The sequence below is a fragment of the Methanoplanus endosymbiosus genome (genome assembly GCF_024662215.1).
GTDB classification, from domain to species: Archaea; Halobacteriota; Methanomicrobia; order Methanomicrobiales; family Methanomicrobiaceae; genus Methanoplanus; species Methanoplanus endosymbiosus.
In genome coordinates this window covers 2315018-2327363 of sequence record NZ_CP096115.1, presented here as the reverse complement: position 1 = coordinate 2327363, position 12346 = coordinate 2315018, and the positions used below count along the sequence as shown (strand labels likewise).

Annotated in this window: 14 protein-coding genes; 10 read left to right on the top strand and 4 right to left on the bottom strand. The window is 44.5% G+C overall.

What is annotated here, in order from left to right; all coding sequences use genetic code 11:
* Positions 1-9 precede the first annotated feature (9 nt).
* The 3 genes from hisG to hisB are packed head-to-tail and all read left to right on the top strand — an operon-like array spanning position 10 to position 2187.
* Positions 10-894, top strand: coding sequence for an ATP phosphoribosyltransferase (hisG, locus tag L6E24_RS10440; RefSeq protein WP_257741919.1), 885 nt, complete (start codon positions 10-12; stop codon positions 892-894).
* A gap of 7 nt (positions 895-901) precedes the next feature.
* Positions 902-1612, top strand: coding sequence for a 1-(5-phosphoribosyl)-5-[(5-phosphoribosylamino)methylideneamino]imidazole-4-carboxamide isomerase (hisA, locus tag L6E24_RS10435; RefSeq protein WP_257741918.1), 711 nt, complete (start codon positions 902-904; stop codon positions 1610-1612).
* Positions 1609-2187, top strand: coding sequence for an imidazoleglycerol-phosphate dehydratase HisB (gene hisB / locus L6E24_RS10430; protein ID WP_257741917.1), 579 nt, complete (start codon positions 1609-1611; stop codon positions 2185-2187). The genes hisA and hisB overlap by 4 nt, the downstream gene beginning before the upstream one ends.
* A gap of 391 nt (positions 2188-2578) precedes the next feature.
* Here the strand turns inward: hisB and L6E24_RS10425 are convergent, their stop codons facing one another.
* The 3 genes from L6E24_RS10425 to L6E24_RS10415 all read right to left on the bottom strand — a co-directional run bounded on the left by L6E24_RS10425 (position 2579) and on the right by L6E24_RS10415 (position 4730).
* The gene (locus L6E24_RS10425) at positions 2579-2785 is read right to left on the bottom strand and encodes a histone family protein (RefSeq protein ID WP_004079291.1); all 207 of its coding nucleotides are present in this window, start codon (positions 2783-2785) and stop codon (positions 2579-2581) included.
* Between the two features lie 194 nt (positions 2786-2979).
* The gene (mtxX, locus tag L6E24_RS10420) at positions 2980-3561 is read right to left on the bottom strand and encodes a methanogenesis marker protein Mmp4/MtxX (protein ID WP_308219120.1); all 582 of its coding nucleotides are present in this window, start codon (positions 3559-3561) and stop codon (positions 2980-2982) included.
* A gap of 164 nt (positions 3562-3725) precedes the next feature.
* The gene (locus tag L6E24_RS10415; RefSeq protein ID WP_257741916.1) at positions 3726-4730 is read right to left on the bottom strand and encodes a methanogenesis marker 2 protein; all 1005 of its coding nucleotides are present in this window, start codon (positions 4728-4730) and stop codon (positions 3726-3728) included.
* Positions 4731-4857: 127 nt separating this feature from the next.
* Between L6E24_RS10415 and L6E24_RS10410 the strand changes: the two genes are divergently transcribed.
* The gene (locus L6E24_RS10410; RefSeq protein WP_257741915.1) at positions 4858-6351 is read left to right on the top strand and encodes a replication factor C large subunit; all 1494 of its coding nucleotides are present in this window, start codon (positions 4858-4860) and stop codon (positions 6349-6351) included.
* Positions 6352-6362: 11 nt separating this feature from the next.
* Here L6E24_RS10410 and L6E24_RS10405 read toward each other — a convergent pair whose 3' ends face one another.
* The gene (locus L6E24_RS10405) at positions 6363-6764 is read right to left on the bottom strand and encodes a UPF0146 family protein (protein ID WP_257741914.1); all 402 of its coding nucleotides are present in this window, start codon (positions 6762-6764) and stop codon (positions 6363-6365) included.
* Positions 6765-6776: 12 nt separating this feature from the next.
* On the opposite strand from L6E24_RS10405, the gene L6E24_RS10400 reads away from it, so the two are divergent.
* The 6 genes from L6E24_RS10400 to L6E24_RS10375 all read left to right on the top strand — a co-directional run bounded on the left by L6E24_RS10400 (position 6777) and on the right by L6E24_RS10375 (position 12344).
* A complete protein-coding gene (locus L6E24_RS10400) occupies positions 6777-7328 on the top strand; it encodes an archaemetzincin family Zn-dependent metalloprotease (protein WP_257741913.1) in 552 nt (183 codons plus the stop codon).
* Positions 7329-7479: 151 nt separating this feature from the next.
* Positions 7480-8799, top strand: coding sequence for a hypothetical protein (locus L6E24_RS10395; protein WP_257741912.1), 1320 nt, complete (start codon positions 7480-7482; stop codon positions 8797-8799).
* A gap of 86 nt (positions 8800-8885) precedes the next feature.
* Positions 8886-9716: a transglutaminase domain-containing protein gene (locus tag L6E24_RS10390; RefSeq protein ID WP_257741911.1), complete on the top strand. Its 831-nt coding sequence runs from the start codon at positions 8886-8888 to the stop codon at positions 9714-9716.
* Positions 9706-10293 (top strand): hypothetical protein, encoded by a 588-nt coding sequence (locus tag L6E24_RS10385; protein WP_257741910.1) that lies wholly within the window; start codon positions 9706-9708, stop codon positions 10291-10293. The genes L6E24_RS10390 and L6E24_RS10385 overlap by 11 nt, the downstream gene beginning before the upstream one ends.
* A gap of 164 nt (positions 10294-10457) precedes the next feature.
* A complete protein-coding gene (locus tag L6E24_RS10380) occupies positions 10458-11000 on the top strand; it encodes a universal stress protein (protein WP_257741909.1) in 543 nt (180 codons plus the stop codon).
* Positions 11001-11012: 12 nt separating this feature from the next.
* Entirely contained in the window at positions 11013-12344 is a 1332-nt protein-coding gene (locus L6E24_RS10375; protein ID WP_257741908.1) for an ArsB/NhaD family transporter, read from the top strand.
* Positions 12345-12346: the final 2 nt, after the last annotated feature.

Sequence of the window (12346 nt, the reverse complement as noted above, 5' to 3'; positions counted from 1 at the left end):
TTTTCAATTATGACTTCCAGGCAAACAGAGAAGAGAATTCTCCGTCTTGCAATTCCAAACAAAGGCAGAATTGCAAACCCAATCATTGAACTCATCGAGGACAGCGGACTTATTCTGCAAAACAGCGCCAACAGGAAACTGATTACACAGACTTCAGATCCTGCAATAGAAGTCCTTTTTGCACGTCCGGTTGACATACCCGCCTATGTGGCAAACGGTGCGGCAGACCTTGGCATCACAGGCAGGGATATGGTTATGGAGAGAGGTGTGGATGTTGAGGAACTTATGGACCTTAAATCCGGAAAGGCGACCCTTGTGATTGCCGTCCCTGATGACTCAGGTATAACGGAGATCAGAGATCTTGACGGTAAAAAGATTGCAACCGAATTTCCGGGGATCTGTGAGAGATATTTCAGGAATGAAAAGCTCAGTGTCTCAATTGTATCTGTGGGCGGAGCATGTGAGGCAGCGCCTTATCTTGGGATTGCCGATGCTATCGTTGATCTCTCAAGCTCAGGAGACACAATCAGGACGAACAACTTGAGAGTAATATCAGAAATTTTAGTGTCAACAACGATAATCATTGCAAACAGGGATGCACAGAAGATTTACAGTGATAAGATAGCTGAATTCTGCCTTGCAATTGAGAGTGTGCTGCGTGCAAAGGGCAAGAAGTATCTGATGATGAATGTCCACAGAGAGGCACTTGAAGCCGTCAGAAATGTCCTGCCCGGACTTTCCGGCCCGACAGTCATGGATGTGGCATCAGAAGAAAATCTGGTGGCAGTACATGCCGTTGTATCGGAAGAGCATCTGTATGGACTTGTCAGCAGCCTGAAAAATGCAGGTGCAAGAGACATTCTTGTGGTTCCTATCGAAAGAATGATCAGGTGATTTGATCGTGAAGATATTTCCCGCAGTTGACATCCTGGGCGGGCAGTGCGTTCAGCTTGTACAGGGCAGAAGGGAGAGTTCAACAGAGTACGGCAATCCTCTGACATGCGCATCCGGATGGATAGAAAAAGGGGCTGACTGCCTGCACATCATAAACCTTGACGGTGCATTCGGTGATGCAGGGGCAAATGCAGAGATCATCAGGGAGATTATTGATGAGACCGGAGTATTTATTCAGCTTGGAGGGGGCATCAGAAGCACTGAGGATGCCTCAGGATGGCTGAATACCGGCGTAGACAGGGTTATCATCGGAACGATGGCAGTGAAAGAACCTGAGACTGTCAGAACCCTTGCTGACGAATGGGGCAGTGAGAGGATCTGTGCCGGAGTTGATGCAAAGGGCGGACAGGTCGTTGTGAAGGGCTGGGAGGAGTCGGCGGGCGGCTATCTCTCCTGGGCAGAGAAGTTTGAGGAGCTTGGAGCCGGATCACTGCTCTATACCAATGTTGATGTTGAAGGACTTGAAAGGGGAATATCCTCACAGCCTGTACGGGACCTGATAGCAAAGACAAAAATCCCTGTCATAGCCTCCGGCGGCGTGACCTCGGCTGACGATGTCAGGGAGTTATATGAGATGGGTGCCGGAGGAGTTGTACTCGGTTCTGCCCTTTACAGTGGAAAAATTAACTTTAAGGATGCCCTGGAGGTGATCAGATGAGAAAAGCTGAAGTTAAGAGAGAGACCTCTGAAACAGAGATATCCATAACCTTTGACCCTGACGGAAGCGGAAATGTCAGTTCAGATACAGGGATTCCATTCCTTGACCATATGCTGAATGCCATGGGAAAGCACGGCGGTTTTGATCTGGATATAAAAGCGAAAGGTGATCTTGAGATCGACTGCCACCACACAATGGAGGATATAGGAATTGTACTGGGGCTTGCTATCCGGAAATCTGCCGGGGACAAGAGAGGCATTAAGCGGTTTTCTCATACCGCGGTTCCTATGGATGAAGCAATAGCCCACGTGACGCTTGACTTCGGCGGGCGCTTCTATCTTGTGATGAAAGGGGAGTTTTCAGGAAGGGACATATCAGGCATACCACCTGATATGTTTGAGCACTTCTTCTACAGCCTCTGCTCAAACGCAGGAATAACGGCCCACATTGCCTTTGAAGGCAGAAACGACCACCACATATGTGAAGCCATCTTCAAAGCCTTTGGAGTGGCCCTGTGTGACTCTGTAAGGGTTATGAAAGGAAAGGGCATCCCAAGCACAAAGGGTGTTCTGTAAAAAGCAGCATTCCACGCAGTGCCGGAAATATATAACCTGAATTCTTTTTTTTACAGAGCGGTTCCGGCAGAATTCCGGTGCATAAAAATTATTATTGATCATTACCGTTTTACCAACCGGCATTGCAGCCACAATACCATGAAACCCGCATTTGGACTATATGAAAAGTAGAGTACCCGGATTTAAGCAAAGGGTATAAAAGAGGCAAAAAAAGTCATTCATAAGCCGGTATTTCAGCCTGTACGCAGATAATGAATGAAACATTCAGATATTTCATAGAAGCAGTACTGACAGAAGACCGAAACGACAAATATCAGATCCGGGAATAACAAATGAGAAATTTGCGAAAACAGTTCAGAATTATATTTACAGTTTTTGAAAAAAGAAGGTTTCAGGCATTTACTGCCATGTCAACATCTTCCTTCTTGATTGTCTTGCGTCCTGCATGCTGAGCATACTTTGCTGCCTCTGTTGTCAGAGTTGCAATGTACTCTTCTGCTGCGTCAACAATTGCCTGTGCTGCATCTGAACCGACTCTCTCTGCGCCGTGTTTCTTTGCAATTCTTACTACTGCTGCAATAGGTAGATCATTAGCCATTGAAATTCAACCTCAAATGAAAGTATATCGGCAGATATAAAAACCTTTTGGGATTTAAACGTGATTTAAACTTATTTTCAGAAAAAATAGTTTTAAACACAATAAACCGGACATTATCAACACCACACCCAAATCGCAAAATCAACGATAAAATACGGCCAAATCTAAAAAATAAGAACCCAGGCAAGCCAGATTTATTCAGAGAGCGCTGAAGCGAGTAAAATGGCATTGGAATAATCTGGTGAGGCGCGCGAAGTATCCACAAATATTTTGCCAAGATTTACCACAGGTGCTCCATGTGCAAAACCCCCTCCAATCATGGTAAGCGTACGAAATATCAGGTTACCGGAGATGCCATCCGGAGCGATGATTATACCGTGATCTTTTATAGCATCCTCAATAAGAATCTCACAGTGATCAGAACCTGTAATCTTTGCGGCAAGTTCAGCATCTGCAAGAGAGCGATCCACAGCCTCATGCCTGCCGGCATCACCATAGCGCCCTCCGGATAGTATCGCGACCTTATCGCTGATGCCGAATTTCGGCGCAATACCACGCGAATAATTTACAAAATCGATCTTATCACTGACAGTCCAGCCCTCATCAACCCCGACAGGCGCGAGAATAAACCTCCTGCCATCAGGGGTTTCAAGAAATGCAACCCTTTTAAGAGAACCGCACCCCGAAAATTCCTTAAGAAACCCAAGAGTGCGATTTGCCGGAAGTGTCCCCCGTACAGCCGCAGATATCTTTCCGCTATACAAATCCCTGATCATGGACTCCCAGGGCTTTTCGCATACATAAGTATCACAGGCAATATCAGATGCCCGGCCACTGTAAACCCTGACATCAAAATTTCCGGAAGTCAGTTCTGATACCTGACCAAAGACCTTGCCACCGTCATCCCCTGCACCTATTCCGATGATAATAAAAATTCACCTCACTCAATATACAGGCCCATAATACCCTCTTTTGTGAGGTCAAATACAGAACTTTCCTTATTGTGGTATTTTATAGTCAGGTTTGATGTATCATCGACATAACCAATATCCGCAGCCTGCATACCGGCAGCCCCGAAGAGTGAAATAATTTCATCCACGCATTCTTCCTTTGCAGTAAGAATAAAACCCATTCCGGGATACATCCTTACCCAGTGCGAGAACGGGATGTCAAGTGCAGAGAGATCCGGCCTTGGAATCTTTGCAAGGTCAATAACAGCGCCTTTTCTGCTGGTTTCAAGAAGCATTCCAAGAGTCCCGATTACACCAGGATTGCTGATATCCTTTCCGGCAGTGACAAGATGTCTCTGCCCAAGCTCCTGCATAACCCCAATCTGTAAACGAAGCTCTTCAGGGGATCTGAGTGTCGCAGAGTCCCAGTTGAGTGCACAGGAAGGATGGATACGCCCGTCAAGATCAAAAGCGGCGACAACCCTGTCACCCGCACAGGCAGTATGGGAATAGATAGCATCATCAGTCTTTACAATGCCCATTATTGCCACATCAATGGCTGAAAAATCCGTATCAGGATGCAGATGCCCGCCTACAACAGGCACTCCGAATTTTGATGAGGCATCTGACATACCCCTGAGTACCTCATGGCAGATCTTCTCATCCTCAACAGAGAGAATATCAACCATAGCAAGAGGTTTACCTCCCATAGCTGCAATATCATGAACATTTACAAGAACAGCACAGAAACCCGCCCAGTACGGATCTGCCCGCATAAGCATGCTCCAGATACCATCAGCAGCAAGTAAAAGGCCATCCTTACCATTCCGTATGAGAGCCGCATCCTCTCCAAAAGAGACGACCACATCCTCAGACTGAAAATTGAAGGCATGAACTATCTCACCTATTGCATGTTTCCTTCTTACTCCCGCATATTCACGGACCGTTTTTGCTATATTATCTGTGGAACAGTTTTCCTCCACAACGAACACCATCCTGACCTATATTTTAACCTTTTATAAAATAAGATGTCTGATTCTGTATCCGGAACATTAAGGCTGCTCCATTACCGGACACCAGATATTTTTACAACATAACAACCATAAATAACTGTACTGTTCTATGCTTGACTGGGTTGAAAAATACAGGCCGAAAACTCTGAAAGATATCATTGGTAACCGGAATTCCGCCCGCCAAATGGCGGAATGGGCCAAAAACTGGGATTTCGGAAGAGAGCCGCTTCTTCTCTACGGCAAACCGGGTATAGGCAAAACTTCTGCCGCATATGCTCTTGCGAATGACATGAAGTGGGAGATAATTGAGCTTAACGCCAGCGATCAGCGTACAAAATCGATCATTGAGAAGATAGCCGGAAGCTGTGCAACAACCATGAGCCTCACCGGCGCAGAAAGAAAGCTGCTGCTCTTCGATGAAGCTGACAATCTTCACGGCAGTGCAGATAAAGGCGGGGCAAGAGCCATCCTGGACATAATCAAAATCTCCAGACAGCCGATCATTCTCATTGCAAATGACAGCTATGGCATTGCAAAGGAGCTAAAATCAGCGTGTGAACAGGTTCAGTTCAGGGCACTCACCGCAAAAACCATAGCTGCCCATCTGCGTGACATATGCTCACTTGAGAACCTGAAATGCAGTGAATCAACCCTGAACGAAATTGCTGAAGGGTCAGCCGGGGATATGAGATCAGCACTGAATAAACTGTACGCGGCAGGTGTTGGAGAAGAGTCCTTAACAGACGAAGCAGTAAGCACTGCCTCAAAGGACGAGCGGGCTTCAATATTTGATCTTGTGGGATCAGTGCTGAAATCAAGGGAAGACAGGAGACTTTTGCAGCTTTCAGCCGAAATTTCAGAGACACCTGATGTTATGTCACAATGGATTGAGGAGGGCGCTTCATACATCAAAAATGAGAAGAAAAGAGCAGAAGCATATCATTACCTCTCCGAATCAGACATTTACATAGGCAGAACATTCAGCAGGCAGTACTACACACTCTGGAGATATGCCTCTGCACTGATGCTTATAGGCACAGCATATGCCGCAGAGGGAGAGGGAATATCAGCAAGAATAATGCCGCCTTCAAGATGGAGAAAGATGGCAGGCGCAAGAAAACAGAAAGGTATCAGAAATTCTGTATTCAACAGCCTCTCAGAGAGATATCACATGCCCTCGGACACACTGCGCGATGATTATGTAAACCTGATATCAGTTCTTATTGAAAAAAACCCGGTTGGATTTGCAAGGGAGACAGGCTTTGACAGGGACGAACTCGACTTCTTCCTCCATGACAGAACAAAGTCCGCAGATATAATAAAACAGATAAAAAAAGAGGAGAAAGAGAGGGAGAAAGCTGAAAAAGCATCTAAGAAGAGAGAGGCTCCAAAGAGGGAAAGTACAAAGAAGCAGCCGGAAATTCCGGAAGGAAAAGATCAGGTCACCCTCAAAGCTGCATTTCAGAATAATTCCTCAGATGAGAATAAAGCATGCAGTAAAGGAATAAATGACGATGAAACCACCAAAAAAGAGCCTGACTGCGAAAACGGCAGCCTGGATAAAAAGAGAGTCACACAGGCCACACTTTTTGACGGATTTTAAAAAACCTTTTTTCAGCAGTATTTACGCAGAATTACACCGCAGTCGATGATTTCTCCGCCGTCCATATAGATCTCACATCCAAGATGATAGACAATCAGATCAGAACCCACCTTATCAGCAATTGAGATCATTGAAGGAATCATCTCAATTCCGGGGCGCACAGAGTATATCACCTCCTTGTCTGCGTAAAGGGTAAGATCTGGCGAATATACATCATCACAGTTAAACTCAATGCCATAATCATCAGAGTATTTCCGGATGTCAACCGCTGAAACATCAACACCCCTCTCTTTAAGTGCCGCTGCCACATCCGGATTTCTGCCTATGCCGATTTCAATGGCAGAGCTGTAATTATCTGACAGATAATCTGCGATTCCTGCTTCAATATCCTTATAGCAAACCATAACGTACATAATAATCTGAATATGGGAATTCTTATCTTTTGGGATAATGACGTGGACAGAGACATAAGAAAGTCTGCTGAGAAGATGATATCAGTTATACTTGATATGCCTGTTAAGTCACAGGGAAACACTGTTATGCTCAGAGGATATGACCGGACAAAGAACCAGAACGATGCAAGCAGAATTCTTGGTGACATGCAGGACTTTTATACACGCAGGATGGGGTGCGGCAACTCCATACTGATAGTGACAGGAAAAGACCTCTATATACAGGGAAGGGATTTTGTATTCGGGCTTGCAAGGCCAGGCATAAACGTATCAATTGTCTCAAATGCCAGGCTGAAGAACAGCTGGTACGGGCGGCAGGATAATGTGGACGATATGATTGACAGGCTTGTTAAGGAGGGTACACATGAATTATGCCACTGTATGGGCCTTGACCACTGTGATAATCCGGAATGCATCATGTACTGCCCGCAGACACTTGACGAACTTGACCGGAAGAAGAAGACACTCTGTGAAAAATGCTATCAGGAGTTAAACATCTATAAATTTACAGAATCTGCGGATTAAAAAGATATTCCGGAAACATAAACCAGAGCGTAATATCGCCAGAATGGGATAAAATCAGCGAGATAAGGCAAAAAACATCAATTATGCCCGTCCTGACCAAAAGTTACCGGAATAAAAAACAATAATTAATCATATGGAGATATTTAACTGAATGGACTCCAGAAGGCTGGACATAATTGCACTTATTTCTGCACTTGCAATAGTCGTTGCAATATCCTTCATACTGAATACGCCAGCCGGAGATACCGCCGGTTCTGATAATGAAGGGGATTTTGTAAAAGATATTTACAGCCATGTACAAAATATCCTGAAAAGCGTCATGCCGTCTGATGACAGTAATGAACCGGAAAAAGCAGCCACTGACTCATCAGCTGCCGCTGCGGAGCTTTCACGCTACAGAACTGACACGGCATTTATATCTGCTGAAGAGGAGAATAACCAGAACGGCAGAAAAGTCTCGTGGGCAATGGACTACTATACCCCGTCTGTCAGAACTGCGGCAGACATAATGATACCCGAAGAGCATGGCGGTGTATTTACAATAGAGCAGGTGTGCGACATCTGGGACGGTCTAAAGGAGGAATGGACGAAGGAGAGTTCCGGAGGAATAACAGATGTCCAGCCTGCAAGCAGAACTGTTCATCTTGGCTATTCAGGAGATGATGCCGATTTTGCCGTCACAATGGCCTCATTTATAAAAGCAATAGGCGGTGAGGCAAGAATACGCACAGCCTGGAGTCCGGAACTTGGAGAGCACACATATGCTGAATTATTTCTGGGAGATAACAGCATATTAGGCAAGAAAGTTATTAACAATAATAAATATGCCGCATTCAGAGCAAATAATTCATTTATATATGATTATGATCCCTCCGGCCTTACTGTTATGAGGTACAGGTACAGTGTTATCGGGGTAAATAACCCGCCTGCTGAAATAGAAGGAGTGACCGGTTCTGATGGAAACGCAGTCAGTACAGAAGTCAGCTCAGCAGTAAGCACCCAGAATGCGATATTTGATCTCCTAAATTTCGGAGCCGATGATACCATTACAGCGGTGGTAACCACCGGCACAGATACAAGAGATAATGACAAACCTGTTGAATATTCACACCCGCTTCTGACAATAATGAATGAACCGGAGAAATACGGCGAAATATGCTACAGATATCCTGAACTGATCAATTACCTGCTCCTTTTTCCGGAGATAAACACGGCAGACTTTGAACTTATGTACATTCAGGTCAGATACGGAGAGAAGGATGAGAACTACCACAGGGACAGGAATGTCAGGGATGTCGCCTATACATACAATTACGAGAATGACGGTTCAAAGACATACTGGATGAAGATGGACTACAACGGAAGGTATCCCGGAGATATACTATATCCGGATTCCGGCACTTCAACTGTATATTATTCCGATGGCACATGGGACAACCTCAGAGTAAATGACATGTCAGGCCTGGCATAACCGGAATCACGGTGAACAGTAGAATATAATGCAGAACTTTCCGTAAATAATCCGGGCCTGACTGAAAAATCCGGGAGATGAAACTGATGGACCAAAAAAAAGGACTGATAACACTGATCGCACTCGCCGCAGGAGTGATAATCATCTCCCTTATATTCTTTCAGACGGCAGAAGGGGCATTATCAAACCCATATCCATATGATGAGAGCACCAAGGCCACATATACCGATTACAACAGCCATAAAGCCGCCATGTACAGAGATGCGCTTCAGACCGGAGATCCGGAGATAAAAAAATTCACGCAGATACGGATCAAGCCTCAGAATTCAGGAGGGCCGGATATTGCGAAGATCTGTGACCTCTGGGATTATGCAAACGATGAATGGACCATTGTCAGCGACCCACGCGGGCCTGAATTCATATCGCCGGTAACTGAAACGGCGAAGGCGGATCTGCACGGAGACTGCGATGACTTTTCAGTCTTTCTCTCAGGCATGATAAACTCCCTTGATATTGATACAAGAATTGCCGGTGTTGACAATACAGGTGTAAATCCCGGCCACGCATATCCTGAAGTATATATCGGAAACAGCGAATCTGACATCAGAACTGCCGGAGAATATATCAGACAGAGATATGACTGTATAAATGTCTATTTTTCATCTTCAGACAATGGAGGAGAAACAGGATACTGGCTGAATCTTGACTGGAGAATTGGTATTCCCCCACCGGAAGGCTACTATATCTACGGAAAATCCGGCCTGATCCATGACATTTACCATCCAGGAGGAGAATATTACAGCCCGGAAAAAACTGTAGCATATTTTTATCCTGACGGGGAGTGGAATAAGGAATCCAAACAGGTCATCTATTTTGGAAAGACTAAATTCGGGGAGCCGAAGATATATGGAATTTAAAAGGTTTTTTTTGCTGGGTCTGGTACTCTTTGCCTTCATAATTATTCCGGGCTGCTCTGAAGAGGACGAATGCGGCCCTCTGATCTCAGACATTGACAGACTCGAAAAATCAGCCGATGAAAGATTAAAAACACTTGATTTATCAGATGCAGGTGACGGAATAACAGTTGCACAGACAGATGCCTCAAAAGAGCAGTATTACGAGGCCCTGACCATAATTTTCAGCATCAGGGATATGGAGTGTATGGATGTATTCATCTACAACAACAGGTTACGGTATCTACAGCTTAAATATGATACTCTTGATGTGTATCAGTCTGTTAACGGACTTGAAGAGAGAACAGAGGTAATCTTTGCATCCGGCCCTTCGGAATTTAAAATAGAAACTGCAGATATTTTAACCGGTGCTGAAATTCTGGACAGGAGAGCAGAATATCTTGGATATATGGCAGATGAGATCAATCAGAAGGCTTTAAGCAAAGAGAGCCAGGATATAATCACAAAAATAAAAACAGACCTTGAAATACAGCAGTCAAGGCTCAGACAGATCTCCGGACTTCTTCTCCCGTACAGATAATATCTATCTCCCCGGATCACGTTAGCGATTACAAAATGTGAAAAATCCCGGTATAGTAATTATTGCCGGAATATACACTCATCCATAAGACTGAACTGCAATAATTCCCCAAAACTTATTGGATCTCAGACCTTAAGAGATAATGACTAATACGGAAGAGAAATATGGGCTACTACTCATCACTATTAAACAGAAAATTCAAAGACGTTGTAGGCCAGCGTTATGACGAAATTATGAAGGATTATAAGGAATTCTTCATATCTGAAGAGGAGTATCTGGAGACGGAGATCAACAGAATCCTCTTCCCTCTGGACATCTCAGTGAAAAGAATTCCGGAGAGCATGTACGACCTTCTTGAGCTGTATAACGGAGAAATAACCCTGGTGTACATTACTGACAGTTATATCTGTTCAGTTATAGAAGAGGTATTAGGCAGGGATACGGCAGAGAATTACTGTACAGTAAAGGAAAGTATGGGAGAGGAGATTCTGAATGACGTAACCAGAAATCTTGAAAATAAAGAACTTATTGTTAAAAAAAGGATGTTTTCAGGGAACAAATGGGACGATATTGAGAGAATATCCGAAGAGTTTGATATGGTTGCCATCTCAAAGGATTACGGCGGCGGCAGGGCCGACGATAACGAGATCAGCCCGGTCGCACAGAGACTTGTTCAGCTGCTAAAAGTAAATACAGTCCTTTTCTGATGGTTTGATAACATGTTTCCAATTGAAACCCTCGTTGCAATAGCAATCTTTCTGATAACATATGCTCTCATAATAGATGAGAGAATTCACAGGGCTGTTGCCGCAATGTCAGGCGCGGCAATACTTGTCATACTCGGCATAGTGTCCTGGGATGCCATGCTTGAAAACATTGACTTTGGTACGATATTCCTGTTAATGGGAATGATGATCATAGTCAATGTAGCAAGCAACAGCGGTCTTTTTGAATACCTCGCGATAATTACAGCAAAATCAGCAAAAGGAAGCCCGATGAGGGTCTTATTCCTCTTCTCAATAGTAACGGCAGTGACAAGTGCATTTCTCGACAATGTCACAACCGTTCTTCTGCTGACCCCGATGCTGCTGTACATATCAAAGGTAATGGACTTAAATCCGGTGCCATTTCTGTTAGCCGAGATCATCTCCTCAAATGTGGGGGGAATGGGTACACTCATAGGAGACCCTCCAAATATCATGATCGCCTCATCAGCCGGACTTTCATTCAATGAATTTCTGATGATTATGGGGCCGATTGCCTTAGTGGATCTACTGATAGTTTTAGTGATCTTCTTCCTGATGTACAGAAAGAAATTAAAGGTCGATGAAAACGAGAGAATGGCAATAAAAAATACCCTTGACTCACTGGATGAAAGGGCGGCAATTCAGGATATCGAACTATTTAAAAAGTCAATTATCACACTTGGAATTGTAATTGCACTCTTTTTCATGCACAACAACATCGGAGAAATACTTCACATGGTAATTCCGTTTGTTGACCCGTCAATGACTCTTGAACCCGCAGAGGTTGCACTTATAGGAGCTGCACTCATCCTCATCTGGTCAAGGCAGTCTCCGGAGAAGATATTTGAAAAAATTGAATGGCCGGCCCTCTTCTTCTTTGGAGGACTTTTTGTCCTTGTAGGGGGCCTTGTTGAAACAGGAGTAATATCTGACATTGCACAGTTCATGATTGACAATGTGAAAACAACAGGCGAGGCAATGTTTGTTATTGCATGGTTTTCAGGAATTGCCTCTGCAATTGTGGACAATATACCACTTACAGCTGCACTGATTCCGCTGATACATGATATCGGTGCAAATCCGACAACTGCAATAGATACATACCCGCTATGGTGGGCATTGTCGCTGGGAGCATGCCTTGGAGGAAACGGTACTGCCATTGCTGCATCCGCAAATGTTGTTGTCATCGGTATTGGCGAGAGAGAAGGCATCCATATATCATTCATGGACTTTCTGAAGATTGGAATGCTTGTACTCTTCATTACAATTTCTGTCGGACTTTTAATGCTGTATATGATGTTTTAAGG